Origin of the sequence: Microbacterium sp. LS_15, assembly GCF_041954735.1 — a bacterium.
Taxonomy (GTDB): Bacteria; Actinomycetota; Actinomycetes; order Actinomycetales; family Microbacteriaceae; genus Microbacterium.
Genome location: NZ_JAVAYD010000004.1, coordinates 142,874 through 167,228, shown reverse-complemented (window position 1 = coordinate 167,228; position 24,355 = coordinate 142,874). Strand labels below are relative to the sequence as shown.

26 protein-coding genes are annotated in these 24,355 nt (G+C 70.2%); 10 read left to right on the top strand and 16 right to left on the bottom strand.

Annotated elements, in window-relative coordinates; genetic code table 11:
• The first annotated feature begins 17 nt into the window (after window positions 1–17).
• Window positions 18–320, top strand: coding sequence for a hypothetical protein (locus RAC69_RS07905; RefSeq protein ID WP_375086325.1), 303 nt, complete (start codon window positions 18–20; stop codon window positions 318–320).
• Window positions 321–343: 23 nt separating this feature from the next.
• Here the strand turns inward: RAC69_RS07905 and RAC69_RS07900 are convergent, their stop codons facing one another.
• Together RAC69_RS07900 and RAC69_RS07895 are read right to left on the bottom strand one after the other, a co-directional pair.
• Window positions 344–1,603: a DNA recombination protein RmuC gene (locus tag RAC69_RS07900; RefSeq protein ID WP_375086324.1), complete on the bottom strand. Its 1,260-nt coding sequence runs from the start codon at window positions 1,601–1,603 to the stop codon at window positions 344–346.
• A gap of 72 nt (window positions 1,604–1,675) precedes the next feature.
• On the bottom strand, window positions 1,676–2,299 hold the full coding sequence (locus tag RAC69_RS07895; RefSeq protein ID WP_375086323.1) for an exonuclease domain-containing protein: 624 nt from the start codon (window positions 2,297–2,299) through the stop codon (window positions 1,676–1,678).
• A gap of 59 nt (window positions 2,300–2,358) precedes the next feature.
• On the opposite strand from RAC69_RS07895, the gene RAC69_RS07890 reads away from it, so the two are divergent.
• Both RAC69_RS07890 and ychF read left to right on the top strand, forming a co-directional pair.
• On the top strand, window positions 2,359–3,099 hold the full coding sequence (locus RAC69_RS07890; protein ID WP_375086322.1) for a class I SAM-dependent methyltransferase: 741 nt from the start codon (window positions 2,359–2,361) through the stop codon (window positions 3,097–3,099).
• Between the two features lie 36 nt (window positions 3,100–3,135).
• Entirely contained in the window at window positions 3,136–4,209 is a 1,074-nt protein-coding gene (ychF, locus tag RAC69_RS07885) for a redox-regulated ATPase YchF (RefSeq protein WP_375086321.1), read from the top strand.
• 71 nt (window positions 4,210–4,280) lie between these two features.
• Here the strand turns inward: ychF and RAC69_RS07880 are convergent, their stop codons facing one another.
• The gene (locus RAC69_RS07880; protein WP_375086319.1) at window positions 4,281–5,162 is read right to left on the bottom strand and encodes a manganese catalase family protein; all 882 of its coding nucleotides are present in this window, start codon (window positions 5,160–5,162) and stop codon (window positions 4,281–4,283) included.
• A 202-nt stretch (window positions 5,163–5,364) separates the two neighbouring features.
• On the opposite strand from RAC69_RS07880, the gene RAC69_RS07875 reads away from it, so the two are divergent.
• The 3 genes from RAC69_RS07875 to RAC69_RS07865 all read left to right on the top strand — a co-directional run bounded on the left by RAC69_RS07875 (window position 5,365) and on the right by RAC69_RS07865 (window position 9,171).
• Window positions 5,365–6,789, top strand: coding sequence for a M20/M25/M40 family metallo-hydrolase (locus RAC69_RS07875; RefSeq protein ID WP_375086318.1), 1,425 nt, complete (start codon window positions 5,365–5,367; stop codon window positions 6,787–6,789).
• Window positions 6,790–6,887: 98 nt separating this feature from the next.
• Entirely contained in the window at window positions 6,888–7,448 is a 561-nt protein-coding gene (locus RAC69_RS07870) for an alpha/beta fold hydrolase (protein ID WP_375086317.1), read from the top strand.
• Between the two features lie 58 nt (window positions 7,449–7,506).
• On the top strand, window positions 7,507–9,171 hold the full coding sequence (locus RAC69_RS07865; RefSeq protein WP_375086315.1) for an ABC-F family ATP-binding cassette domain-containing protein: 1,665 nt from the start codon (window positions 7,507–7,509) through the stop codon (window positions 9,169–9,171).
• Window positions 9,172–9,190: 19 nt separating this feature from the next.
• Here RAC69_RS07865 and RAC69_RS07860 read toward each other — a convergent pair whose 3' ends face one another.
• The 3 genes from RAC69_RS07860 to RAC69_RS07850 form a co-directional block, all read right to left on the bottom strand.
• Window positions 9,191–9,535: a LysR family transcriptional regulator gene (locus RAC69_RS07860; RefSeq protein WP_375086313.1), complete on the bottom strand. Its 345-nt coding sequence runs from the start codon at window positions 9,533–9,535 to the stop codon at window positions 9,191–9,193.
• 130 nt (window positions 9,536–9,665) lie between these two features.
• Entirely contained in the window at window positions 9,666–9,965 is a 300-nt protein-coding gene (locus RAC69_RS07855; RefSeq protein WP_096715219.1) for a Fe-S cluster assembly protein HesB, read from the bottom strand.
• Between the two features lie 76 nt (window positions 9,966–10,041).
• Complete coding sequence (locus tag RAC69_RS07850; RefSeq protein WP_375086311.1) at window positions 10,042–10,551, bottom strand: GNAT family N-acetyltransferase; 510 nt, start codon at window positions 10,549–10,551, stop codon at window positions 10,042–10,044.
• A 101-nt stretch (window positions 10,552–10,652) separates the two neighbouring features.
• On the opposite strand from RAC69_RS07850, the gene RAC69_RS07845 reads away from it, so the two are divergent.
• A complete protein-coding gene (locus RAC69_RS07845) occupies window positions 10,653–11,195 on the top strand; it encodes a DNA starvation/stationary phase protection protein (RefSeq protein WP_341935043.1) in 543 nt (180 codons plus the stop codon).
• 33 nt (window positions 11,196–11,228) lie between these two features.
• On the opposite strand, the gene RAC69_RS07840 is transcribed toward RAC69_RS07845, so the two are convergent.
• Window positions 11,229–11,753: a DUF6328 family protein gene (locus RAC69_RS07840; RefSeq protein ID WP_375086309.1), complete on the bottom strand. Its 525-nt coding sequence runs from the start codon at window positions 11,751–11,753 to the stop codon at window positions 11,229–11,231.
• A gap of 84 nt (window positions 11,754–11,837) precedes the next feature.
• On the opposite strand from RAC69_RS07840, the gene RAC69_RS07835 reads away from it, so the two are divergent.
• Window positions 11,838–12,038 (top strand): hypothetical protein, encoded by a 201-nt coding sequence (locus RAC69_RS07835; protein WP_375086308.1) that lies wholly within the window; start codon window positions 11,838–11,840, stop codon window positions 12,036–12,038.
• Here RAC69_RS07835 and RAC69_RS07830 read toward each other — a convergent pair.
• Entirely contained in the window at window positions 12,005–12,604 is a 600-nt protein-coding gene (locus RAC69_RS07830) for a 1-acyl-sn-glycerol-3-phosphate acyltransferase (protein ID WP_375086306.1), read from the bottom strand. The genes RAC69_RS07835 and RAC69_RS07830 overlap by 34 nt on opposite strands.
• 129 nt (window positions 12,605–12,733) lie before the next feature.
• Here RAC69_RS07830 and RAC69_RS07825 point away from each other — a divergent pair, with 129 nt between their 5' ends.
• Window positions 12,734–12,883, top strand: a complete 150-nt coding sequence (locus tag RAC69_RS07825; protein ID WP_341935039.1) for a hypothetical protein — start codon at window positions 12,734–12,736, stop codon at window positions 12,881–12,883.
• 106 nt (window positions 12,884–12,989) lie between these two features.
• On the opposite strand, the gene RAC69_RS07820 is transcribed toward RAC69_RS07825, so the two are convergent.
• Window positions 12,990–14,465: an MDR family MFS transporter gene (locus tag RAC69_RS07820; RefSeq protein ID WP_375086305.1), complete on the bottom strand. Its 1,476-nt coding sequence runs from the start codon at window positions 14,463–14,465 to the stop codon at window positions 12,990–12,992.
• A 176-nt stretch (window positions 14,466–14,641) separates the two neighbouring features.
• Here RAC69_RS07820 and RAC69_RS07815 point away from each other — a divergent pair, with 176 nt between their 5' ends.
• Window positions 14,642–16,693 (top strand): ABC transporter ATP-binding protein, encoded by a 2,052-nt coding sequence (locus RAC69_RS07815; protein WP_375086397.1) that lies wholly within the window; start codon window positions 14,642–14,644, stop codon window positions 16,691–16,693.
• Between the two features lie 54 nt (window positions 16,694–16,747).
• Here the strand turns inward: RAC69_RS07815 and RAC69_RS07810 are convergent, their stop codons facing one another.
• From RAC69_RS07810 to RAC69_RS07780, 7 genes are all read right to left on the bottom strand, one after another.
• Window positions 16,748–17,521: an SDR family NAD(P)-dependent oxidoreductase gene (locus tag RAC69_RS07810; RefSeq protein ID WP_375086304.1), complete on the bottom strand. Its 774-nt coding sequence runs from the start codon at window positions 17,519–17,521 to the stop codon at window positions 16,748–16,750.
• A 33-nt stretch (window positions 17,522–17,554) separates the two neighbouring features.
• Complete coding sequence (locus tag RAC69_RS07805; protein ID WP_375086303.1) at window positions 17,555–18,502, bottom strand: glycosyltransferase family 2 protein; 948 nt, start codon at window positions 18,500–18,502, stop codon at window positions 17,555–17,557.
• 144 nt (window positions 18,503–18,646) lie between these two features.
• Entirely contained in the window at window positions 18,647–19,786 is a 1,140-nt protein-coding gene (locus RAC69_RS07800; protein ID WP_375086301.1) for a cysteine desulfurase family protein, read from the bottom strand.
• A gap of 4 nt (window positions 19,787–19,790) precedes the next feature.
• On the bottom strand, window positions 19,791–20,642 hold the full coding sequence (gene nadC, locus RAC69_RS07795) for a carboxylating nicotinate-nucleotide diphosphorylase (RefSeq protein ID WP_375086299.1): 852 nt from the start codon (window positions 20,640–20,642) through the stop codon (window positions 19,791–19,793).
• Entirely contained in the window at window positions 20,642–22,126 is a 1,485-nt protein-coding gene (gene nadB, locus RAC69_RS07790; RefSeq protein WP_375086297.1) for an L-aspartate oxidase, read from the bottom strand. The genes nadC and nadB overlap by 1 nt, the downstream gene beginning before the upstream one ends.
• Window positions 22,123–23,460, bottom strand: coding sequence for a quinolinate synthase NadA (gene nadA / locus RAC69_RS07785; protein WP_375086296.1), 1,338 nt, complete (start codon window positions 23,458–23,460; stop codon window positions 22,123–22,125). The genes nadB and nadA overlap by 4 nt, the downstream gene beginning before the upstream one ends.
• Entirely contained in the window at window positions 23,457–24,143 is a 687-nt protein-coding gene (locus tag RAC69_RS07780; protein WP_375086396.1) for an NUDIX domain-containing protein, read from the bottom strand. Before RAC69_RS07780 ends, nadA begins: the two co-directional genes overlap by 4 nt.
• Window positions 24,144–24,355 lie beyond the last annotated feature (212 nt).

The following is a 24,355-nucleotide window of genomic DNA, read 5'->3' as shown; positions in this document are numbered from 1 at the left end:
CACAGGAGGGCGAACAGATGGCAACGCAGCAGACGAGTGGTTCTCAGGCCGCGCGGACGAAGATCGTCACCACCAACACAGGTCGCATCCTGCGTGTGAACGTCGACGAGATCTCGGCACCGGGAGCCGCCGCCCCTGCGGCAACGCCTCCCGGAGCGCCGTCGCCGGTCGTCACCGATCCTGCGCGTCGAGCGGACGTGCTGTTCCGCAAGCGCCGTGACGAGGGCCACGAGCTCAGCTCCTGGTGGATGATCGGTGCGTTCGTGGTCACGAGCGGTCTCGTCATCCTTCTCATGAGCGGCGTCCCCGGCGTCGCCTGACCCGGGCGCCCCGAACCCGGGAATCAGTCCCTGCCCCGGTCGCCACTCCCTTCCAGGCGCGAACGCACCTCACCCACGTCCGCGAACAGCGAATCGTCGACGGGGTCGCCGTTGCCGACCAGCTCCGGCGCTGTGAATCGCCGCGTCTGCGTCGTCACGCCCTTCGGCGACTCTGCCAGCCCGGTCGTGTCGATGCCGGGGAACTGACGCGCGGTCACGAGTACCCGGCTCTCGAGTGAGCCGGCGAAGCGGTTGTAGCTCTCGACAGTGCGTTCCAGCGCGCGACGCAGATCATCGGCATGCCCGGCGAGCACCCCGAGGCGGTCGTACAGCTGCGTGCCCAGAGCGAGTAGGGCGCGTGCCTCGGTCGAGACCTCCTGCTGAGTCCAGGTGTAGGCGACCGTCTTGAGCACTGCCCACAGGTTCACCGGCGAGGCGAGCGCGACGCGGCGGCCGAAGGCGTAGTCGAGCAGCGTCGGGTCCTCGTCGATGGCGGCCGACAAGAGGGACTCACTGGGCAGGAAGCAGATCACGAACTCGGGGCCCGACTCGAGGCCCGACCAGTACGCCTTCTTGGCGAGTGCGTCGATGTGAGCGCGCACTGCCTTGACGTGCTTCTGCATGTGCGCGCGCCGCTGCGTCTCGTGGGCATCGCCGATCGGGAGCGCGGACGCTTCGAGGAAAGCATCGAGGGGGACCTTGGCATCCACCGGGATCGATGCGCCACCGGCCAGACGGATCACCATGTCCGGCCGCCCCTGGCCGTGATCGGAGGCGATCGTCGTCTGCAGGTCGAAGTCGACGTGCCGCGTGAGTCCGGCTGCCTCGACGACGCGCCGCAGCTGGGTCTCGCCCCAGACGCCGCGCGTGGCGGTCGAGCGGAGCGCGCCGGCGAGCGACTCGGTCGTCGCGCGCAGGGCCTCATCGGACTCCTGAGCGCGACGCAGCTGCTCGGCCAGCGAACCGAACTGCTCATGGCGCTCCTGCTCCATGGCCGACACCTTCGTCTGCATCTGTCGCAGACTCTCGCGCACCGGTGCAAGGGCCGTGAGAACGGCGTTCTGCTGCTGCACGCGCTCGGCCTCGGCCCGTTGCGCCGAACGCGAGTGCTCGACGGCATCGCGATACAGGTCGTACTGCCGGTCGCGGTCGTCACGCAGGGCGGCGAGCTCGGCCTCGGCGCGCGCGAGGTCGACACCGCCGCGTCCGGCGCGAAGCACCCATCCTCCTGCGGCGCCGAGCAGCAGCGCCACGAGCAGGAGAACGATCGTGAGAGGATCCATGGCTCCATGGTGCCCGCGGCCTCCGACATTCCCCGGAACGACCCGGCGATCGGGCGGCCCGAGGGGCAGGCGTCAGGCGACCGCGAGGTCCTGCGCGGCGACGAGCGTCTCGGCGGGGCGCGGCTGCGGTGCGCGAGGAGTCGTCACCCGCAGGCTGAGAGCCTCGGCGAGGGCGAACACGTCGGGCGCGGCCAGGCGCTGCGCGGCATCCATCACGATGTGCGCGCAGGCCAGTGCATCCGCGAGGGCGTCGTGGTGGGAGAAACCGGTGAAACCGGCCGCCTCGGCGGCTTTCGGAAGTCGATACGACTCGAGGTCGTAGACCTTCCTGGCCACCTGCAGGCTGCAGAGGGATCGATAGGGAGGGCAGTCGAGGCCCGTGGCCTCCGATGCTCGCCGGAGGACGTTGAGGTCGAAGCCGGCGTTGTGCGCCACGAGCACGTCGGAACCGGCGAAGTCGCACAGTGCGGCGAACTGATCGATCCAGGACGCGGCCGAGACCACGTCCTGCGCACGGATCCCGTGGATCCGCACGTTCCATTCCTGGAACTCGTCATGTCCCACGGGCGGGCGGATCAGCCATCCGGCCGTGGCGACGACCCGGCCGTCGCGGACGCGCACGAGTCCGACGGAGCACGCGGAGGCGGGGCTGGAGTTCGCCGTCTCGAAGTCGATCGCGGTGAAGTCCAGGGGCACGACTCCACTCTCTCCCGCGGTGCTCGGGCCGCGAGGAGGACGCGCCGTAGGCTGGCGACATGAGCGATGGACTGTCGACATCCTTCGGTGCCGAGGCGCACAACTACGAGCTCGGTCGCCCCGACTACCCGTTCGAGGCCGTGGCCTGGATGCTGGAGCCGCTGCCCGCCGACTCGCGCCGCATCGCCGATGTCGGCGCCGGGACCGGCAAGCTCACGCGCGTCCTCGCCAAGGCGCCCGATGCCGAGATCGTCGCCGTGGATCCGGATGCCGAGATGCTCGCCACATTGCGCGGAGCGATCCCCGGGGTGCCGACGTTCCTCGGAACCGCCGAGAGGCTGCCCCTCCCGGACGCCAGTCTCGACGCCGTCGTGCTCGGCCAGGCGTGGCACTGGGTCGATCCGGTGCGCGGCTCGGCGGAGATCGGGCGTGTGCTGCGCGACGGGGGCGTGCTCGGACTGATCTGGAACATCCGCGACGAACGCGTCGACTGGGTGTGCCGCCTCACCGCGATCATGCACGGCAGCCACGCCGAGGTCATGCTCGCAGAAGGGGGACCCGAGGTCGCGCCGCCGATGGGCGCGCTCGAGGAGCAGTCGTGGGAGTGGGTGCGTCCGATCACGCGGGAGCTGCTGCACCGGATGGCCGCATCCCGCAGCTACATCATCACCGCGTCGGACGACGAGAAGCTGCGCATCCGGCACGACATGGAGGCGCTGTTCGAGGAGCTCGGTCTCGACGGCGACGCGACGATCGACCTGCCGTATGTGACGAGGGCCTTCCGCAGCCGCAAGAGCTGACGGGCGGAGTCCGGGCGGCGGGTAGACTCGTACCCCGTGGCTCTCACTATCGGTATCGTCGGCCTGCCCAACGTCGGCAAGTCCACCCTCTTCAACGCCCTGACCAAGAACGACGTGCTCGCGGCGAACTATCCGTTCGCGACGATCGAGCCGAACGTCGGCGTGGTGAACCTGCCCGACACGCGCCTCGACAAGCTCGCCGAGATCTTCCACAGCGAGCGCATCCTTCCCGCGGCGGTGTCGTTCGTCGACATCGCCGGCATCGTGCGCGGTGCGAGCGAGGGCGAGGGCCTGGGCAACAAGTTCCTCGCGAACATCCGCGAGGCCGACGCGATCGCGCAGGTCGTCCGCGGCTTCGCCGACGACGACGTCGTGCACGTCGACGGGGCCGTGAACCCCGCATCCGACATGGAGACCATCAACGCCGAGCTCATGCTCGCCGACCTCGAGACCGTCGACCGGGCGATCACACGGTACGAGAAGGAAGTTCGGGGCAAGAAGATCGAGCCCGTCGTGCTCGAGACGGCGAAGGCCGCGAAGGATGCTCTGGAGCGCGGCGTCCTGCTCTCCACCAGTGGACTGGACCTGAGTCCGATCCGCGAGCTCGGACTCCTCACCTCGAAGCCGGTCATCTTCGTGTTCAACGTCGACGAGGGCGTGCTCACCGACACCGCCCGCAAGGAGGAGCTGGCCGCGCTCGTCGCTCCCGCGAAGGCGATCTTCCTCGATGCGAAGATCGAGTCGGAGCTCAAGGACCTCGATCCCGAGGACGCCGCGGAGCTGCTCGCCTCGACCGGCCAGGACGAGTCCGGCCTCGACCAGCTCGCCCGCATCGGGTTCGACACGCTCGGCCTGCAGACGTACCTGACGGCCGGTCCCAAGGAGGCGCGTGCCTGGACGATCCCCAAGGGGTCGAAGGCACCGCAGGCCGCCGGAGTCATCCACACCGACTTCGAGAAGGGGTTCATCAAGGCGGAGATCGTCTCGTTCGACGACCTCGTCGAGACGGGGTCCGTCGTCGAGGCGCGTGCCAAGGGCAAGGCCCGCCTCGAGGGCAAGGACTACGTCATGCAGGACGGCGACGTCGTGGAGTTCCGCTTCAACAACTGACACGCCCATGCCCTCTCGGCCGGATCCGTGTCCGACCAAGAGGGAGCACGAGCATCCCGGATGTCCTCGCGTCACTCCTTGTTCATCGCGTCCTGGGCGGCGCCGGCGACCTTCTCGACGACGTTCGGCATGTCTGTCGTGCCGTAGAACCGCGCGTCGGGACGGGTGGGCGGCGGCATGACCGCCGTCGTCGTCGGGCCGTCGTGGTAGCTGAACTCGCCCTTGCCGTCCGGCGTCGGTCCGCTCGCCCAGGACCCCTCGGCGGCCGTCGCTCCGTCGCTGAAGTTGAGGTACTGGTACGAGACCTCGCGGTGCTCCTTGTTCAGCGGGAAGTTACTGGGCACGGGCAGCTCCTCCGCTCCCTCAGCCTTGAGCTCCTCGACCGCGGCGAGCCACTGGTTCTGGTGCATCGTGTCGCGGGCGAGCAGGAAGCCGAGCATGTCCCGGATGCCGTGGTCATCGGTCATGTGGTACAGCCGCGCGACCTGCACTCGGCCCTGCATCTCGGCGTTGGCGTTGGCCATGAAGTCGGCGAGCAGATTGCCGCTCGACGTGATGTACGAGCCCTGCCACGGGTTGCCGTTGCTGTCCACAGGCCGAGCCCCGGCGCCCGCGACGATGCCCTGCTGCACGTCGGTCCCGCCGACGATCGCGGCCACGGTCGGGTCGTCCTGCACGGCATCCTCTGTGATACCCAGCGGCGCCTTCTCGAGCAGCTGCGCGATCATGACGGCAAGCATCTCGACGTGCCCCATCTCCTCGGCGCCGATGCCGAACACCAGATCGCGGTACTTGCCGGGGATGTGCATGTTCCAGGCCTGGAACTGGTACTGCAGCGCGACGGTGATCTCGCCGTACTGTCCGCCGAGCACCTCCTGCAGCTTTCGCGCGTAGACGGCATCCGGTGCCTCGGGTGTCGCGGAGAACTGGAGCTCCTGTCGGTGGAAGAACATGGTGCGCCTTTCTGATCGTCTGTCGGTGGACTGGCCATGCAACGCTCGGGACTGCGGATCACGAGGGGGGTTTCCAGATCGGCCCATCCCTGCGACAATCGCGCGCCCGCCCGTCGACTGCTTCTCCGTGGTCCTGTAGCGGGGTCCGCCGGCCCGCGTCAAGCCCGAAACGCGGGGAACGGCAGAGGGCCAGGGTGGCCGCATGGACGACACGGAACCGCGCGCGGCAGACGATTGGGCCAGCGACGGGTTCGCTCCGTACCTGGAGGATGCCGCAGGCGACATCGTCGATCGGCTCTCCGCCTGGGTCGCTATCCCGTCGGTGTCTGCCGACCCCGACCGTCGGATGGACATGACGCGCTCGGCGCACTGGATCGCGGGCGAGATGCGTGACGCCGGGCTCGAGACGACGTTGCTGCCGACGGGGGATTCCGTCGCGGTGTTCGGCGAGAGACTGGTCGACCCCGAGGCGCCGACGATCCTCGTCTACAGCCATCACGACGTGCGGCACGCGAAGCCGGAGGAGTGGAGCGAGACCGAGCCGTTCACCGCCGTGCTCCGCGACGGACGTCTCTATGGACGCGGGGCGTCCGACGCGAAGGGGCAGGTGCTCGCGCACATCTGGGGCCTGCGGGCGTTCGACGCCTGCGGCGAGCTGCCTCTGAACGTGAAACTCCTCGTCGACGGCGAGGAGGAGATCGGCTCGCCGAACCTCGAAGCACTGCTGCGTGAGCACCGCGACCGGTTGGGCTGCGACGCGATCGTCTTCTCCGACACGATCCAGTGGCGCGATGATGCGCCGGCTCCCGTGACCTCGATGCGCGGCACCCTCACAGCCACGCTGACCGTGATGGGACCCGAACGCGACGTGCACAGCGGGGTCGCATCAGGGGTCACCCTGAATCCGTCGCTGGTCCTGGCGCGCATCCTCGCGGGCATGCACGACGAGACAGACCGAATCGCCATCCCCGGCTTCTATGACGGCGTCGCCGCCGTATCTCCGGAGCGACGTCGGGAGCTGGGCGAGCTCCCGTTCGATGAAGACATCTGGCTCGAGCGCACCGAGACGGGAGTGGTCATGGGCGAGGCGGGCTACACCGTTCCCGAACGACTCTGGGTGCGACCGGCCATCGAGGTGATCTCCCTGCTCGCAGGGGATCCGACGGGCATCGAGCGCTCGGTCATCCCGCGGGAGGCGACGGCTTCACTCAGCATCCGCACTGTTCCCGATCAAAGCAACCACGACGTCGCGGATCGCCTCCGAGAGTACGTCGCCGCGGCGATGCCCGTCGGAGCCGCGTACGAGCTGACGGTCGACGAGCGCATCGCGCAAGAGCCGTACACCGCCCCACGCGGTGCGATGCTCGACGCTCTCGAACTCGCCCTCGCGCGGGGGTACGGGACGGAGGTCCGTGGCCGCATGGGCAACGCCGGGGGCGGACCCGCGGAGCTGCTCTCTCGCGAGCTCGGCGCGCCCGTCTCGTTCCTCGGCACGGGCCTGCCCGAAGATCACTGGCACGCCAGCGACGAGAGCGTGGACGTGAGGATGCTGCTGCAGGGCGCCGCCACGGTCGCTCACCTCTGGCAGGAGATCGCACGTCGAGGGAGATCCGCTCTGCGCGAGTGAGCGGGATACGCTGGAGGACGAGGGATGACGGCGACGGACGAGCGCGTCGCCGCGAGCCCCTCGTCACCCACTGAGACGGCACGAGGAGAACCACGCCCATGACCGACACCCAGATCTTCGAGCCCGACGGCCGCGCGATCCCGTTCGCCGACGAGGGCGACGGTCCGGTCAAGCTGGTCCTCATCCAGGAGCAGGGGCTCGCCGCCGACGTGCTGGGTGTCGCCGCGCACTACCTCGCCGAAGAGGCAGGCTTTCACGTGCTGCGCATCGGACACCGTGCAGGTGACGCGACTCTCGAGGAGCGCGTCGAGGATGCCGTCGCCGTGATCGACCACGTCGGCATCGACGACACCTGGGTCGGCGGTCACGGGTTCGGCGGCACGATCGCCCGCGCCCTCGTCGCCGCTCACACCGACCGCGCGAACGGCCTGCTGCTGCTCGGCGTGGAGGACGTCGACATCCCCGTCGCGTCGGCGATCCCCGTGCTGATCGTGCAGGGCACGGAAGACACCGACACCCCGCCCGCGAACGCCGAAGCGCTGCAGGCGAGCGTGCCCGACCGCTCCAGCATCAAGACCATCACCGGCGACCACCTTTTCCCCATGCATCACCCGATCGAGACCGGCGTGATCATCGAGGAGTACCTCGACTGGGACTGACGGGTTCGACCTGAAGTCGCGCGCGGAGGGAGAGGACGGCGGCTGAGAGGATGGTCTGATGACCGCCACTCTCGTCGCTCAGAACCTTGCCGGAGGCCACGGCCACCGCATCCTCTTCGAGGGGGTCGACCTGACCGTCGCTTCCGGCGATGTCGTGGGAGTCGTGGGTGCGAATGGTGCGGGCAAGTCGACGCTGCTGAGGCTGCTCGCGGGCGTCGATGCACCCATGGACGGTACGGTCTCGCTCGCGCCGGCCGATGCGTTTGTCGGCTGGCTGCCCCAGGAGCACGAGCGTGTGCCCGGTGAGACGGTCGCCGAGTACATCGCTCGCCGCACGGGCTGCGCCGATGCCACCAGGGAGATGGATGCCGCGGCCGCGGCGCTCGGAGATCCGAGCCTCGCACCGGCCGCCACCGACCCGGCCGACACGTACTCGACGGCGCTGGAGCGCTGGCTCGCCAGCGGAGCCGCCGACCTCGACGAACGGATCCCGCCCGTGCTCGCCGACCTCGGGCTCCCGAGTGGAGGGCGGGTCGACGAGCACACCCTCATGTCGGCCCTGTCCGGCGGGCAGGCGGCGCGAGTGGGACTCGCCGCGCTCCTGCTCTCACGCTTCGACGTCGTGTTCCTCGACGAGCCCACCAACGACCTCGACCTCGACGGCCTCGATCGACTGGAATCGTTCGTCCGGGGCCTCCGCGGGGGAGTGGTGCTCGTCAGCCACGACCGCGAGTTCCTCGCTCGGAGCGTCACCCGCGTGCTGGAGCTCGACCTCGCCCAGCACACGCACCGGCTGTACGGCGGCGGATACGACGCCTACCTGGAGGAGCGCACCGTGCTGAAGCGGCACCTGAGGGAGAAGTACGACGAGTTCGCCGAGAAGAAGGCCGACCTCGTCGCCCGCGCCCGCACCCAGCGGGAGTGGTCGAGCCAGGGTGTGCGCAACGCGATGAAGAAGTCGCCCGACAACGACAAGCTGCAGCGCAAGGCGTCGATGGAGTCCAGCGAGAAGCAGGCGCAGAAGGTGCGTCAGATGGAGAGCCGCATCGCTCGCCTGGAAGAGGTGGAGGAGCCGCGCAAGGAGTGGCAGCTGGAGTTCACCATCGGGTCGGCTCCGCGGTCGAGCACGGTCGTCTCGACCCTGAGCGGCGCGGTGTTCCACCAGGGCGATTTCACGCTGGGGCCCGTCTCGCTGCAGGTCGACGCCGGCGATCGCATCGGCATCACCGGGCCGAACGGCGCCGGGAAGTCGACACTGCTGCGCGGGCTGCTCGGCCGTCAGAGCCCGAACGAGGGATCCGCCAGCATGGGCGCCAGCGTGCAGATCGGCGAGATTGATCAGGCGCGGTCACTGCTGCGCGGACCTGCCGCCCTGGCCGACGCCTTCGAGTCGGTGGTGCCCGAGATGTCGTCCGCCGAGGCACGGACCCTGCTCGCGAAGTTCGGGCTCAAAGCCGACCACGTCACCCGCTCCGTCGACGAGCTGTCTCCGGGCGAACGCACCCGTGCAGCTCTCGCCCTCCTGCAGGCGCGCGGCGTGAACCTGCTCGTGCTCGACGAGCCCACCAGCCACCTCGACCTGCCCGCGATCGAGCAGCTCGAGCAGGCGCTGGAAAGCTACACCGGCACGCTGCTGCTCGTCACGCACGATCGGCGCATGCTCGACGCGGTGCAGACCACACGCCGGTGGCTGGTCGAGGACGGACGAGTCGTCGAGCGCTGACGCTCAGCGGCCCTGACGCTCAGCGGCCCTGACGCTTCTTGTAGGGCTTGGGCTGTCCCTTGACGATCGGGGCGCGTCCCTTGCCCTTCGACGCCTTCGCCTTGCCGCCGGCCGGCGCCACGGTCTTCGGTGCGGGCGGGGGAGCAGCGGCGACCGCGGCCTGCGCCTCGGCGAGGAACAGGGTGCCGACGTTCGTGAGCCGCGGAGTGCCCTCACGGTTCACGAGTGTGTGCCCGACCTCTGCTTCGAGCTTGTCGAGCGACGTGTACAGCGAAGCCAGGGGGATGCCAAGCTGTTCGGCCGCCCGGGGGAAGTGCAGCGTCTCGGCGAGCACCACGTAACGGCGCAGCAGCGCGATCTTCATTCGGGTTCGCCTCCTCGGCGGTGCTCGGTCTCCTCCCAACCTACGCGACGTGCCCGTCGGGTGCGCCGCGCCCCGGACGCACGGATGCCGCGGCTCGTCGAGCCGCGGCATCCGTGATGAGCCGGTGAGGTCAGGCGACCTGGCTGAGCACGGCGAAGGACACCGCGCCCTCGTCGTCGACGCCCGCGTCGAGCACCTTGTCGTCGAGCGCGGCCGCAGCGGTCTCGTCGAGGAAGAGACGGGTGCCCGAGACCTCGACGACCTGGTCGGCCGGCTCCGGATCGGGTGCGACGAGAACCGCGAGGCGGGCGCCGCCGTCGGGGCCGGGATCGGGCGTCGAGTGGATGCGGAGCCCGGCGTCTGCGGCGTCGGTCTGACGGCTGACGAGGGTGTTGACGATGGCGGTTGCGTTGTCGGTGAGGGTGAGCACGAGACTCTCCTTCCGGTAGCGGACACGAGGCGGTCGCGACGTGTCCGGGCCACGATGCCGAACCCCGCCGGCAGGATCAACCCGACGCGCCCGGTTTGGAGGGTTCTCCCACCGGATGCAGAGGTTTGCGCAGGAACACCTGGTCGGTGCCGTCGCCCTGCGGGATGCGGGCGCTCTCGACATACCCGCACGCCTCGTACAGGCGGATGTTCGCCTCGCTCAGGCTGCCCGTGAACAGCTCGGCGGTCTCTGCCGACGACGCTTCCTCGGCGGCCGACAGCAGCGTTCGACCGATGCCCTCTCCCTGCATGTCGGGCGCGATCGCGATTCGGCCGATCAACAGCATCCGCTCGTCCTCCGCGAAGCGGATCGCCCCGACCAGCCGACCGCCGATCCGCGCGCCGAGGCCCGACCCGGAGCGCAGCTCCGCCTCGACCTCGGCCAGCGTCTGCGTCAGCGGCGGCATGTCGGCGCTGCCGTAGATCTGTGCTTCCGAGACGAACGCGGCGCGCTGCAGAGTCATCACCTCCCCGGCATCCTCGGCGCGGAGCGGTGCGATCTCGATCTGGTCCTTCGTGTCTGTCATTCGTGCCCTCCGCACGCCACCATCGGCGGTGCGGGGAGCGGGTGTCAACCCCCTCGATCCCGGCGGTGTATCGGGCTATCGTCGCCGCCAGGAGGACACACATGGCTGAGAAGAAGAGCACCACAGGCACCACGACGAACAAGCGCGGTGCGAAGACCACCCGTCGTCAGAACGCGGAGAAGGGATTCACCGCGTCGCCCACGCTCGCGGCGAACCTGCAGACCGTGCTGGTCGACTTGATCGAGCTGTCGCTGCAGGGCAAGCAGGCGCACTGGAACGTCGTCGGACGCAACTTCCGCGACACCCACCGCCAGCTCGACGAGATCATCGACGCCGCCCGCACGTTCAGCGACACGGTCGCCGAGCGCATGCGCGCGCTGCACGCCGTTCCCGACGGGCGCACCGACACGATCGCGGAGACGACCTCCCTTCCGGCCTTCCCCATGGGCGAGGTGTCGACCGAGGACACGATCGACCTCATCACCGCACGCCTGGAGGCCGCCATCGGCACCATGCGCGATGTGCACGACGCCGTCGACGAGGAGGACCCCACCTCGGCCGACATTCTGCACGCCGTGCTCGAGAGCCTCGAGCAGTTCGCGTGGATGGTCAGCGCGGAGAACCGCACGCCCGCGGGCAGCTGACGCGACCCACATCACCGTGCGACGGGCTCGGACTCATCCCTCGCGGATGTCGTTCCGAGCCCGTCGCACGAGCGTCGGCATCGCGACCCACAGGGCGGCGATGACCACGACCGACGCGATGAGCGCGATGAGACCGGCCGTGCGGTTGACGGTGAAATCGATGATGAGCGTCGTGACGCCGACCGTGAGCGCGGCGATGACGATCAGATCGATCCGCACGATGCGCGCGGCCATCCGCACGAGCTGCGGCTTGCGCTGGCGCCCGAAGAGGGCCCTGTGCATCCCGACGGGTGCGAGTGCGAGGATGGTCGCCAGGGCGGCCAGGCCGACGAGCACGACGTACACGTCGCGCTGGAAGGCATCCAGGTCCTCGAAACGAGGTTGGAACGCGACGGCGAGGAGGAAGCCGGTGAGGATCTGCGTACCCGTCTGCATGACCCGCAACTCCTGGAGGAGCTCATCCCAGTTGCGGTCGGCGCGCTCGTTGGCCGTCTCGTCCCGACCGTCCCTGCGGTCATCGCGTTCGATCGGGTGCAGCGGGCGGTCTTCCGGGTTCATGGCGACAGTCTTCCGGTATGAGATTCGCGGTGTCCAGACTCTTGACCCGGCTGTCGAAGGCGCACCCGTGGAAGGAGACCGCCGATGACTCTGCCGCCGATCAGGGAGTGGTGGAACGACCTCTCCGACGAGGCGAGGCTCGCTGTCTTCGAGCATGCGCCGCACGTGGGTGAGATCGCCCGTGAGGAGATCCGCGAACTCACCGGCGCGGTCGTCGGCATGGCGGAGACGCTGACCGACGACGACCTCGACTACGCGCGGTCGGAGACAGAGAAGGGCGCCTGACCGGGCTCTTCGCGAAGCCTCGGCTCACGGCGGCGTTCGGGGCGCAGGCCGGCCTTGTCGGAGTAGAAGGCGCGGATGCGGTCCATGTCGGCGCCGACGTCGCCGGTCAGCTCGATGGTCGGCCCGAGACCGGTGGTCATCGTGGTGCGGTCGACGAACCCGAGCGTCACCGGCATCCCGGTCTCGCGGGCGACCCGGTAGAAGCCCGATTTCCAGTACCCCGTCGCGCTACGGGTGCCGTCGGGGGTGACGACGAGACCGAACACCTCGCCCTGATGCACCCGCGCGACCACGTCGCCGACCACGCGCGCGGGGTCGGAGCGATCCACGGGGATGCCGCCGAGGCGGCGCATGATCGGCCCCCGCCACCCTCGGAACAGGCTGCTCTTGCCCAGCCAGCGCACATCGATGCGGAGGCGCCACGCGATCGCGAGCATGAGCACGAAGTCCCAGTTGGAGGTGTGCGGTGCGCCGATCAGCACGGTCGGGCGGGTGGGCACCGCCTCGACGGTCAGGGTCCAGCGGCTGAGCGCCCAATAGAGGCGGGCGAGGAGTCGGGTCACCATGCTCCAACGCTAGGGGAGAGGGCTGTCGATTCGCTGGCGGTTGACAGCCGCCGGGCCGGTATGCGGTCGGCGACGGGGCGCGTGGGCGCGAACGACGCCGACAGTGCGCAGCAGGCGTACCATCGAGGGATGGCCACCACACAGGAACCCGCAGAGCACGAGCAGCGCCCTGCGCTGTCGCCGCTGCCCGGCGCCCTGAACCTCCTGGACGACGCCGACGACAGCGTCGGCTACTGCAGCGGCGGCGTCTGCCACTTCCCGGCGCCCAAGAAGCAGTAGCGAGTCCGGCCCGCACGCGTTCTGCCGACGGCAACCCGCTCCATCGCCGAGACCCCCGCCTGCGACGTCAGCAGGCGGGGGTCTCGGCGATCGTGGGTATCGATGATCAGTGACCGCCGTGGAAGCCGGACGGCTCCTCGGCGGGCTTGCGCACGAACGCGCTGAGCACGACCGCGGCCAGGGAGATGATCGCTGCGATGAGGAACGCCATGCGCGCGCCCGGCGCTCCGGCGACGGCGGTCGTCAGACCCTCGTTCTCACCCGCGTGCAGGATCGACGAGTACGTCACCGTGAGCAGGGCGACGCCGGCCGCGCCACCCACCTGCTGCAGTGTGTTGAGCACCGCGGAGCCGTGGGAGTAGAGCGACCGGTCGAGCGAGCCGAGCGAGGCGGAGAACAGCGGCGTGAACGACATCGCGAGGCCGACCGACATCGCGGCCTGAACGAGGATGAGCACCCAGAAGACCGTGTGCTCGCCGACCGTCGAGTAGAAGAACAGCGACGCTGAGACCAGGATCGTGCCCGGGATGAGCAGCGGCCGCGTGCCCTTCGCATCGTAGATGCGGCCCATGACCGGACCGAGCAGACCCATCAGCACCGACCCCGGCAGCAGGATGAGGCCGGACTCGAGCGCGTTCAGACCTGCGACGTTCTGCAGGTACTGCGGGAGCAGGGTGAGGGTGCCGAACATCGACAGCGCGAGGATCGTCATGATGATGACCGAGAACGTGAAGTTCACGGAGCGGAAGACGCGAAGGTCGAGCAGGGCGTCGTCGATGCGCTGCAGGACGAGCTGACGCCACACGAAGAGACCGAGCGCGACAGCGCCGACGACGAGCGCGGTGATACCGGCTGCCTCGCCCGAGCCGCCCTCGCCGCCGAACTGGCTGAGGCCGAAGACGATGCCGCCGAAGCCGAGCGCGGCGAGCGGGATCGAGAGCACGTCGAGCGGCACGACACGCGTCTCGCCGAGGTTCGTCATCCACTTCACGCCGATGACGAGCGAGATGAGCGCAATCGGCAGGATGATGGCGAACAGGGCTCGCCAGTTCAGCGTCTCGAGCACGGCGCCCGCGAGGGTCGGGCCGATCGCCGGAGCGAGGGAGATGACGAGGCCGACGCGCCCCATCATGCGGCCACGCGACTGCGGCGGGACGACGTTCATGATCGTGGTCATCAGCAACGGCATCATGATTCCGGTACCGGCAGCCTGGATCACGCGGCCGGCCAGCAGCACGGCGAAGCCGGGTGCGACCAGGGCGACCAGGGTTCCCAGCGAGAACGCGGTCATCGCGGCGATGAACACCTGCCGAGTCGTGAAGCGCTGCAGGATGAAACCGGTGGTCGGGATCACGACGGCCATGGTCAGCATGAACGCGCTGGTGAGCCACTGGCCGAGCTCGGGCGGGATGCCGAGGTCGGCGTTGAGATGCGGGATCGCGATACCCATCGTCGTCTCATTGAGGATGGCGACGAACGCGGCCACGAGGAGCAGCCAGATGACGCGCATGTCGCTGCGCGCGATCTCGCCCCTCGCTGCGGGAGGGGGCGTGGTGATGGAACCGGTGTCGACGGCAGACATGCGGCGGCCTCCTAGGCGCGGAAGAGGGAGGGTGCGCGAGTGCGCGGTGACCATTCAGCGTAACGTCAGGTTCGGACATTCCATTCCGCATCTGGGTGAATCCGCTCTCGGCGGAGAGCGGAGCCGGCCGATCCGGGCCCGGTGTCGTCGGCGCTGACTACGCTGGCGACATGAGCATGGGCGGCGGTATGGGAGGGCGCGGCGGAGGCTTCCGCGGCGTCGACGAGGCGGCGCAGCGCCGCATGAACGCCGAAGCGCCGCGCATCAACGGGCTCGGCGGCCGCGTGATCGCGCTGTTCCGCCCGTACCGCTGGCGCATCGCTGTGACCGGCGCCCTCGTGGTGGTGGGCGCGGGCATCGCCGTCATCCCGCCCCTGCTGGTGCAGCGCATCTTCGACGACGCGCTCTTCCCGGTCGACGGCGGCGGCCCGCAGCTGTCGCTGCTCGGGTGGCTCGTGGGCGGCATGATCGGCCTCTTCCTCCTCTCGGCGGTGCTCGGCGTCGCCCAGACCTGGCTCACGTCGACCGTGGGCAACAGCGTGACGGGTGATCTGCGCGTGCGACTCTTCGAGCACCTGCAGGCGATGGAGCTCGGATTCTTCACGCGCACGAAGACCGGCGTGATCCAGTCACGGTTGCAGAACGACGTGGGCGGCGTCTCCGGCGTGCTCACGAACACCGTCACCAGCATCCTCGGCAACGTGGTCACCGTCATCGCGTCGCTCGTCGCCATGATCCTCATCGACTGGCGGCTCACGCTGATCGCCGTCGTACTCATGCCGTTCCTCATCATCGTGCAGCGGCGGGTCGGTCAGGTGCGGGCGCGCATCGCGGGCGAGACGCAGGAGTCGCTCTCGGAGCTGACCTCGATCACACAGGAGACGCTGAGCGTCTCGGGGATGCTGCTGTCGAAGGCCTTCAACAGACAGCGCACCGAGTCGGCCCGCTATCAGGCGGAGAACCGCAACCAGGTCGTCCTGCAGGTGCGGCGGGCGATGAGCGGCCAGGGCTTCTTCGCTGTCGTGCAGGTCATCATGGCCAGTGTCCCCGCGATCATCTACCTCGTCTCCGGATACCTGATCGCCGGCGGCACCGGCGCGATCACCGCCGGCACGATCGTCGCCTTCACCACCGTGCAGGCGCGTCTCCTGCAGCCGCTCATGGGGCTGATGCGCGTGTCCCTCGACCTGCAGACCTCGTCGGCGCTGTTCGCCCGCATCTTCGAGTACCTGGATCTCGTGCCCGAGATCCAGGACGCCCCCGACGCGATCGACGTGGCCAGGGCTCCCGGTCCGCGCGGCCGGATCGAGTTCGACGAGGTCGTGTTCCGCTACCCCGACGCGGCGGCGGACGCGCGCCCCACCCTGCAGGGGGTCTCCTTCGTGGCAGAGCCGGGGCAGCACGTCGCCTTCGTCGGGCCGTCGGGCGCGGGCAAGACGACCGTCCTCTACCTGGCGCCGAGGCTCTACGAGGCGCACGGCGGCGCGGTGCTCTTCGCCGGTGCCGACGTGCGCTCCCTCACCCAGGAGTCGATCATCGACCAGGTCGGCATCGTCTCGCAGGAGACCTACCTCTTTCACGCGACGATCCGCGAGAACCTGCTCTACGCGAAGCCCGGGGCGACCGAGGACGAGATGATCGCCGCGTGCACGGCGGCCAACATCCACCACATCATCGCGGGCTTCGAGCAGGGCTACGACACCGTCGTGGGAGAGCGCGGCTACCGCCTCTCCGGTGGCGAGAAGCAGCGCATCGCGATCGCGCGGGTTCTGCTGAAGGATCCGCCAGTGTTGCTGCTCGACGAGGCGACCTCCGCCCTCGACACCGTGTCGGAGCGCGTCGTCCAGGAGGCGCTCGACGAGGCCGCGAAGGGGCGCACGACGCTCACGATCGCGCACCGGCTGTCGACGGTGATGTCGGCCGACGTCATCCACGTCCTCGAAGCGGGGCAGATCGTCGAGTCGGGCACCCACGCGGAGCTCCTGGCCCGCGGCGGCCTCTACGCCGAGCTCGCCGCCCAGCAGGTGGCCGCGTCACGCGTGCTCGACACCGAGGCGGAGGTCGAGCAGGCCGTCACAGGCGGCGTCGGCGCCGCGCTTGCGGAACGGCGCGCCGATCGAGCGCCCGACGATTCCGCGGGCGAGGATGCGGTGACCACCCTTACGGCGTCCGTGCCGCTGCTCGATGCGCCGCCGGCCGACGACCGGGTGTACCCCGAGCCGCACTGACGGACCCATGGATGCGCCCGGGCAGCACCCTCGGGTGGCGGCCTGGACCACGTCTCAGTGGACCGACAGGCCCCCGTCGACGAAGAGCGAATGACCCGTGATGTAGGCCGACCCTGCCCCGGCGAGGAACACCGCCGCGGCGGCGAAGTCCTCGGGAAGGCCGTTGCGGCCGATCATGGTCCGCTCGGCGAGCGCGGCGATCTGCGCGGGATCCTCCTGCAGACGCGCGTTGAGCGGTGTGAGCACGAATCCCGGCACGAGCGTGTTGCTCGTCACACCGGAGCCGCCCCACGCCTCCGCCTCCGAGCGCATCAGGGACTCCACCGCGCCCTTCGACGCGCCGTACACCCCGCTCGACACGAACGCCCGATGGGCCTGCTGCGAGCTGATGTGGATGAGCCTGCCGTACCCGCGCTCGGCCATGCCGGTCGCGTAGCGCTGTCCGAGCAGGAAGGGTGCGAGGGCGTTCACGGTCATCGTGGCGTCCCAGTCGTCCTCGGTGATCTCGGCGAACGGCGGACGGATGTTGATGCCGGCGGAGTTCACGAGGATGTCGGGCTCACCGAAGGGTTTCACGGCGGCCTCCGCAAGAGTCCGGATGCCGTCGCGGGAGCCGAGATCGCCCACGACGCCGGCCGCACGGCATCCGGCGTCCTGCAGGTCAGCCACGGTGCGCGCGATCCGCTCCTCGCCGCGGGCGACGATCACCGTCGCCGCTCCGGCGCGGGCGAGCGCGGTCGCGATGCCGCGTCCGATGCCGGAACTGCCGCCGGTGACGACGGCCGTGCGGCCGTGCAGCGAGAACAGGTCGGCGAGGTAGTCGTTCATGATCTCTTCCGTGGTCGGGTGTCGAGCCGGCCATCACCAGCGAAGGCCGGCGACGAGGGTGGGATCGGGGCGCGCATCGGCGAACTCGGGAAGCGACTCCAGGTCGGCGACGAAGGCGTCGAGCAGGGCCCGGTACTCGGGGTCGGGATGCTGCGCGGCGATCTCCTGCAGCGGCGGCAGGTCCATCGCGAGGATCAGGTCGAGGCGAGCGGTCACGGCCGCGCGGGCTCCTGCCTCGTGCAGCACCCGGATGCCGCCGCGCAGTGCAGCGAGGTAGTCGCGCAGCACGGGTATCCGGTCCTTGCCCTGCGTGATCGAGGTGCCGTCGGCGCGCACGCGCCAGCGCACGACCGCGTCGGGGATCACGTCGAAGGCTCGCGCTCGGGTGTAGAGCAGTTGTGCGACGACCTGATCCTCGTAGGCGACGTCCTCGGGGAACCGCAGGTCGCGCCACAGCTCGGTGCGGCTCACCTTCGACCAGGCCACGATGTTCGCGCTCGCCGCAGGATGCTCGATGATCGTCGTGCCGAGGCGCTCGGGGTCGGTCGCCGCGGCCACCCACGGCTGCACGCGACCGGAGACGTAGCGCTCGCCGTCGAAGCGCGACCGTACGTAGGCGCCGGCGACGAGGTCGCTGCCGCTCGCCGCGAGGGTCGAGGTCAGGCGTTCGAGGGCCGAGGGTGCGAGCTCGTCGTCGCCGTCGAGGAAGCCGACGAGCGGGGTGTCGACGACGTCGAGCGCGGTGTTGCGGGCGGCCCCGAGGCCCCGGGAGTCGTCGTGGGCGATCACGTGGAACCGGCGATCGTCCGCCGCGGCCTGCGCGAAGATGTGTGCTGTCGCGTCGTGGGACCCGTCGTCGACGAGCACGGCCCGCCACCGCTGCTCGGTCTGCGCTCGCAGGGAGTCGAGGGCTGCCGGCGCGAAGGCGGCGATGTCGCGACCGGGGACGATCATCGTCACGATCGGGGCGGAGGCGGTCACCCAGCCGAGTCTAGAGCGCGGCGGTGGGTCTCGGTCTTCTGCGGCGACGGCGCGACGGCGCGACGGCGCGACGGCGGCGACGGCGCGACCGCGCGACAGCAGACGAGAGCGAGCGCGCGGAGTGCCCGCCGTCGAGGCCGGACGTCAGGTGCCTGCCGCCGCGCGCACCGCATCCGCGACCGCGTCGGCCAGTCGGTCCGGAACGCCCGGCGGCAACGCGGCGCGTCCGAACGTGAAGCGCACGGCGGTCTGTGCGAGATCGGGGTCGAACCCGCAGGCGAGCAGCACGTGCGAGGGCTCGCCGCTGTCGGCGGCGCATGCCGATCCGCTCGACGACACGATGCCGCGGCGCTCCAGTTCGAGCAGCACGGTCTCTCCGTTCACGCCGGCGAACGTGAAGCTGGCGGACCCGGGCAGCCGTGAGTGCGGGTGGCCGGTGAGCGCGGCCTGCGGCACGGCTGTCAGGACGCGCTCGATGAACCGCGTCGTGGCTTCGCCGACGGCCTCGTGCACGGCCCGTTGCTCGGAGGCCGCGAGCTCGAGCGCCGTGGCGAGGGCGACGGCCCCGGCGACGTTCTCGGTGCCGGAGCGGCGTCCGCGTTCCTGTCCGCCGCCGTGCAGCAGGGGCTCGATCGGGACCCGCCCGCGAACGGCCAGCACCCCGATGCCCTGCGGCGCGCCGATCTTGTGCCCGGCGACGGTGACGGCGTCCGCGCCGAGATCGCGCAGAGGAAGCCAACCCGCCGACTGCACGGCGTCGACGTGCAACGGCACTCCGGCCGCCGAGGTCACGGCCCGGAGCGCCGGGATGTCCTGCACCGTGCCGATCTCGTTGTTCGCCTGGTCGACGGAGACGAGCGCGGTGTCCTCGCGCAGCGCCCTGCGCAGGTCGTCGGTGCTGACGCGACCCGTGCGGTCGACCGGCAGGTGCGTCACCGCGACACCGTGGAACCGGTGCAGGTAGTCGGCGGGAGCGAGCACGGACTCGTGCTCGATCGACGACACGATCACATGGCGCCGCCCGCGGTCGAGCGCCGCCAGCACGATGCCCTTGACGGCGAGGTTGTTCGCCTCCGTGCCGCCGCCCGTGAAGATCACGTCGCCGCTCCGGAACCCGAGCACCGTGGCGACGCGCGACCGCGCCTCGTCCAGCGCCTGCGCTGCAGCCTCTCCGACGGTGTGGTGGCTGGAGGGGTTCCCGAACGCCCCGGTCAGGTAGGGGAGCATGGCGTCGCGCACCTCGAGGCGCAGGGGCGAGGTCGCGGCGTGGTCGAGGTACAGCATCCGCTCAGTCGATCCGGACGTCCAGGCCCAGATCCAGCGCGCGGGCGGAGTGCGTGAGCGCGCCGACCGAGATCACGTCGACCCCGGTCGCCGCGATCGCGGCGACCGTGTCGAGGTCCACACCACCCGATGCCTCGACCTGCGCGCGTCCGTCGATGAGGGCGACGCCGGCTCGCAGCTCGTCCGGTGTGAAGTTGTCGAGCAGCACGGTGTCGGCACCGCCCGCGATGACCGCGTCGATCTGGTCGAGGCGGTCGACCTCGACGACGACGTGCGTCGTGTGGGGCAGCTGCGCCAGTGCCTCGCGCAGCACCGAGGCGAGGTCGCGCCCGGAGCGCTGCAGCACGGCGAGGTGGTTGTCCTTCGCCATGACCGCATCCGAGAGCGAGTGACGGTGGTTGTGCCCGCCGCCGGAGACGACGGCGTGGCGTTCGAAGGCCCGGAGACCGGGAGTCGTCTTGCGCGTGTCGGCGATGCGGGCCGACGTGCCCTCCGTGGCGCTCACGTAGGCGGCCGTGACCGTGGCGATGCCGCTCATGCGCTGCGTGAAGTTCAGTGCGATGCGCTCGGCCGTGAGGATGCCTCGGGCGTTCCCCGACACCGTCGCGAGCACGTCGTCGGCGGCGAACTCATCTCCGTCGCCGACGTGCACGTCGACCCGGATCGCGGGGTCGGTGAGCGTGAAGGCCGCGGTGAAGACCTCGCCGCCGCTGAAGACGCCCGCCTCCCGGGCGACGAGATCGGCGGTGGCCGTCGCGTCGGGCGGCAGCAGCACGCCGCTCGTGATGTCTCCCCAGGGCGCGTCCTCTTCGAGGGCGGCGCCGACGACGCGGGAGATGGCGGCGGGAGTGAGCATCAGACGGTCTCCAGAAGGGGTGCGGGAGCGGGTTCGCGATAGTGAGCGCCGACCGGATCGACGCGGGAGAGGGCGGCGGATGCCGTGGCCTCGGCCAGCAGGAGCAGATTCGCGTCCTCATGCGCCCTGGCCGTCTCAGGCGGCGTCGCCGCCGCAGCCCAGGCGCGCACGGTCGCGAGGGCCGCCTCGAGGCCGGGGGTGTCGCGGAGCAGTCCGACGTGATCCCACATCAGCCGCTGCAGCGCGTCGCGGCCGAACGGGACGGCGGCGGTCACGGGCGCGGAAGCCTGCTCCGGGCGGGCGGACACCTGCAGCTCGGTCCACGGAGCCGTGAGCGCGGCTGCCGCGCGGGCGCCGAACACCGCCCCCTCCAGCAGCGAGTTCGAGGCGAGTCTGTTCGCGCCGTGCACACCGGTGCGGGTGACCTCGCCGACCGCGAAGAGGTTCCGGAGGGTGGTGCGGCCGTCGAGGTCGGTCTGCACCCCGCCCATGAGATAGTGCGCCGCGGGTGTGACCGGGAGGGGATGCGCCGACCAGTCGAGACCGCGCTCGCGGGTGACCCGATCGATCGTCGGGAACCGTCGGGCCAGCCTGGTCGCCCCGAGCATCGTCGCATCGAGATGGACGGGCGAGCCCTGGGCGGCGGCCCGTCGCGCGATCGCCCGCGACACGACGTCACGGGGAGCCAGTTCGCCGTCGGGGTGCGTGTCGAAGACGAAGCGCCGTCCTGCGTCGTCCACGAGCGTCGCGCCTTCGCCGCGCACGGCCTCCGAGATGAGGAACGGGGAGCCGACCGCGAGCACGGTCGGGTGGAACTGCACGAACTCGAGGTCGGCCACGGCCGCACCGGCGCGGATCGCTGCCGCGATGCCGTCGCCCGTCGTCCCCTCCGGGTTCGTCGTGTGCGCGTACAGGCACCCCGCGCCGCCGGTCGCGAGGATAACGGCATCCGCGGAGAGCTCGTCGAACGCTGTCCCCGCGAGCAGACGGATGCCGCGCACCGCGCCGTCCGTCACGACGAGGTCGACGAGCATGGCCCGCTCGACGACCGCGATCCGCGCGTCGTCGCGCACCGCCGTCACCAGCGCCCGCGAGATCGCCGCACCCGTCGCATCGCCGCCCGCGTGCACGATGCGCGCGTGGCTGTGCGCGGCTTCCCGGCCCAGCAGCAGCCGACCGTCGGCATCCCGGTCGAAGGCGACGCTGCGGGCGATCAGCTCGGCGATCCGCGCGGCTGCGCCCTGCACGAGCACGTCGACGGCGCTGACATCGGAGAGACCCGCGCCGGCGGTGATCGTGTCTGCGGCGTGCTGCTCCGCGGAGTCGTCCGTTCCGTAGACGCCGGCGACGCCGCCCTGTGCGTAGCCCGTGCATCCGTCTCCGATGGCGCCCTTCGTCACGAGCGTCACGCGGTGACCGGCTTCCGCGGCGTGCAGCGCGGCGGTGAGCCCGGCGATGCCGGATCCGACCACGACGACGTTCATCGCGCGCTCGCCGCCACCGGGGGCTTCGCGGCCAGCATCCGCTCCAGCGCGGTACGGGCCGGGTCGGCCACGTCGGACGTCACCCGGATGCGGTTGGGGGTGCGACCGGCCACGAGCTCTTCCAGCACCCACGCGAGATAGCCGGGGTGGATGCGGTACATCGTCGAGCACGGGCACACGACCGGGTCGAGGCAGAAGATCTCGTGCTGCGGGAGCTGTGCGGCGAGACGTCGGACCAGGTTGATCTCGGTGCCGATCGCGAAGGTCGTCGGCTCGGTCGCGGCGGCGATGGCCCGACGGATGTAGTCGGTCGATCCCGCCTCGTCGGCGGCGTCGACGACCTTCATCGGGCACTCGGGGTGCACGATGACGCGGACCCCCGGGTGCTCGGCACGCGCCTGCTCGATCTGGCCGACCGTGAATCGGCGGTGCACGGAGCAGAACCCGTGCCAGAGGATGACGCGGGAGTCGGCGAGCTCCGCCTCGGTGGATCCGCCGAGCGGCTTGCGCGGGTTCCACATCGGCATCTGCGAGAGCGGAACGCCCATGGCCTTCGCCGTGTTGCGGCCGAGGTGCTGGTCGGGGAAGAAGAGCACGCGGCGACCGCGCTCGAACGCCCACTCGAGCACCGTCTGCGCGTTCGAGGAGGTGCAGACGATCCCGCCGTGGCGTCCGACGAAGCCCTTGATCGCCGCGGAGGAGTTCATGTAGGTCACGGGGATCACCGGGACGCGCCCGTCCTCGTCCTGCTCGTCGAGGTCGCCGAGCACATCGGCCAGCTGCTCCCAGCAGTCCTCGACCTGATCGATGTCGGCCATGTCCGCCATGGAGCAGCCGGCGGCGAGGTTCGGCAGCACGACGGCCTGGTCGGGCCCGGAGAGCAGGTCCGCCGTCTCGGCCATGAAGTGCACTCCGCAGAACACGATGGCCTCGGCATCCGGTCGGTCCTTCGCCGCCGTCGCGAGCTGGAAGGAGTCGCCGACATAGTCGGCGTGCCGCACGACCTCCTCCCGCTGGTAGAAGTGGCCGAGGATCACGACGCGATCGCCGAGCACCTCCTTCGCGGCACGGATCCGCCGGTCGAGCTCCTCCTCGGTCGCCTCGCGATACTCGGTGGGGAGCTCGCCCTGCCGAGGTGCGCCGGTGGGGATGACGTCGCCCATCGACGATCCCGGTCCGTAGCCAGGCCGGATGTCGAAGTCCCAGGGCCCTGCGGCGAGGTCCGTCGTACAGGTCGCGTCGGTCGAGGCGCCGGCGACGATCGCCTGGATCGCGTGATCCACGGAGGCGTCCGAGGTCGGCACGGACGGGGTGGGGACGAAGGTGATGCTCATCGGGTACTCGTTTCCTCGGGTCCGAGCGGGCCGTGGTCGGCCAGCTCCACATCGGTGTCGTATCGGTAGAGGCGGGCGGGGCGGTGACTCCCGGTGCGGAAGCGGTCGGTGGGGATCAGGTTCCCCGTCGCCTCGACCTGACGGCGGAAATTCGCGGGGTCGAGCTGGCGGCCGAGGATCGACTGGTACGCCTCGCGGAGATCGGAGAGCGTGAACTCGGCGGGGAGGAACCCCTGTGCGACGCGGCTGTAGCCCACCTTGTTGCGGAGGCGCCACAGGGCGTAGTCGATGATCTTGTCGTGGTCGAAGGCGAGAGGAGGGCGCTCGGAGAGATCGAACCAGCGCACGTTCTCGGGCGCGTGACCGGATGCGCGGTGCGCGGCGCTCTGCGCGTCGACGTCGTCCTGGCGGAGCAGCGCCCAGTACACGATCGACACGACCCGCGTGGGGGAGCGGTCGACGGCTCCGAACGCGTAGAGCTGCTCGAGGTAGCTGGGCGTGAGACCGGTGGTCTCGGCGAGGGTGCGCGCTGCGGCGTCGACGGGGGACTCGGCCGCGGTGAGCCAGCCGCCCGGCAGTGCCCACTCGCCGTCGAAGGGTGCGCGGGTGCGACGCACGAGGGGGAGGGCGAGCACGGGGTCGCCGCTCTCCGCGCGCCGCAGCGTGAGGATCACGGTCGACACGGCGACGTCGATCCCTCCACTTTGAGTCTTGAGCACCTTAACCTCCTGCGATCGATCTTAGTGTCATGGCGACCCTTAGTGCAGCAGTGTGACGGCATCCGCTCGTCGAGTCCGAAACGTTATGCAGGAGCGTCGAGAGGTCTTGTCGAGGGTGGGCGGGTTTGTTAGGTTACTGTCCTAACAAACCCCCTCTTCCGGGAGTTTGCCCGCGA

What these genes read in the sequence shown, in the direction of transcription:
- RAC69_RS07905 (WP_375086325.1), top strand. Translation starts at nt 18, where the DNA reads ATGGCAACGCAGCAGACGAGTGGTTCTCAGGCCGCGCGGACGAAGATC.
- RAC69_RS07900 (WP_375086324.1), bottom strand. Translation starts at nt 1,603, where the DNA reads ATGGATCCTCTCACGATCGTTCTCCTGCTCGTGGCGCTGCTGCTCGGC.
- RAC69_RS07890 (WP_375086322.1), top strand. Translation starts at nt 2,359, where the DNA reads ATGAGCGATGGACTGTCGACATCCTTCGGTGCCGAGGCGCACAACTAC.
- RAC69_RS07880 (WP_375086319.1), bottom strand. Translation starts at nt 5,162, where the DNA reads ATGTTCTTCCACCGACAGGAGCTCCAGTTCTCCGCGACACCCGAGGCA.
- RAC69_RS07875 (WP_375086318.1), top strand. Translation starts at nt 5,365, where the DNA reads ATGGACGACACGGAACCGCGCGCGGCAGACGATTGGGCCAGCGACGGG.
- RAC69_RS07870 (WP_375086317.1), top strand. Translation starts at nt 6,888, where the DNA reads ATGACCGACACCCAGATCTTCGAGCCCGACGGCCGCGCGATCCCGTTC.
- RAC69_RS07865 (WP_375086315.1), top strand. Translation starts at nt 7,507, where the DNA reads ATGACCGCCACTCTCGTCGCTCAGAACCTTGCCGGAGGCCACGGCCAC.
- RAC69_RS07860 (WP_375086313.1), bottom strand. Translation starts at nt 9,535, where the DNA reads ATGAAGATCGCGCTGCTGCGCCGTTACGTGGTGCTCGCCGAGACGCTG.
- RAC69_RS07850 (WP_375086311.1), bottom strand. Translation starts at nt 10,551, where the DNA reads ATGACAGACACGAAGGACCAGATCGAGATCGCACCGCTCCGCGCCGAG.
- RAC69_RS07845 (WP_341935043.1), top strand. Translation starts at nt 10,653, where the DNA reads ATGGCTGAGAAGAAGAGCACCACAGGCACCACGACGAACAAGCGCGGT.
- RAC69_RS07840 (WP_375086309.1), bottom strand. Translation starts at nt 11,753, where the DNA reads ATGAACCCGGAAGACCGCCCGCTGCACCCGATCGAACGCGATGACCGC.
- RAC69_RS07835 (WP_375086308.1), top strand. Translation starts at nt 11,838, where the DNA reads ATGACTCTGCCGCCGATCAGGGAGTGGTGGAACGACCTCTCCGACGAG.
- RAC69_RS07830 (WP_375086306.1), bottom strand. Translation starts at nt 12,604, where the DNA reads ATGGTGACCCGACTCCTCGCCCGCCTCTATTGGGCGCTCAGCCGCTGG.
- RAC69_RS07825 (WP_341935039.1), top strand. Translation starts at nt 12,734, where the DNA reads ATGGCCACCACACAGGAACCCGCAGAGCACGAGCAGCGCCCTGCGCTG.
- RAC69_RS07820 (WP_375086305.1), bottom strand. Translation starts at nt 14,465, where the DNA reads ATGTCTGCCGTCGACACCGGTTCCATCACCACGCCCCCTCCCGCAGCG.
- RAC69_RS07815 (WP_375086397.1), top strand. Translation starts at nt 14,642, where the DNA reads ATGGGCGGCGGTATGGGAGGGCGCGGCGGAGGCTTCCGCGGCGTCGAC.
- RAC69_RS07810 (WP_375086304.1), bottom strand. Translation starts at nt 17,521, where the DNA reads ATGAACGACTACCTCGCCGACCTGTTCTCGCTGCACGGCCGCACGGCC.
- RAC69_RS07800 (WP_375086301.1), bottom strand. Translation starts at nt 19,786, where the DNA reads ATGCTGTACCTCGACCACGCCGCGACCTCGCCCCTGCGCCTCGAGGTG.
- nadC (WP_375086299.1), bottom strand. Translation starts at nt 20,642, where the DNA reads ATGCTCACTCCCGCCGCCATCTCCCGCGTCGTCGGCGCCGCCCTCGAA.
- nadB (WP_375086297.1), bottom strand. Translation starts at nt 22,126, where the DNA reads ATGAACGTCGTCGTGGTCGGATCCGGCATCGCCGGGCTCACCGCCGCG.
- nadA (WP_375086296.1), bottom strand. Translation starts at nt 23,460, where the DNA reads ATGAGCATCACCTTCGTCCCCACCCCGTCCGTGCCGACCTCGGACGCC.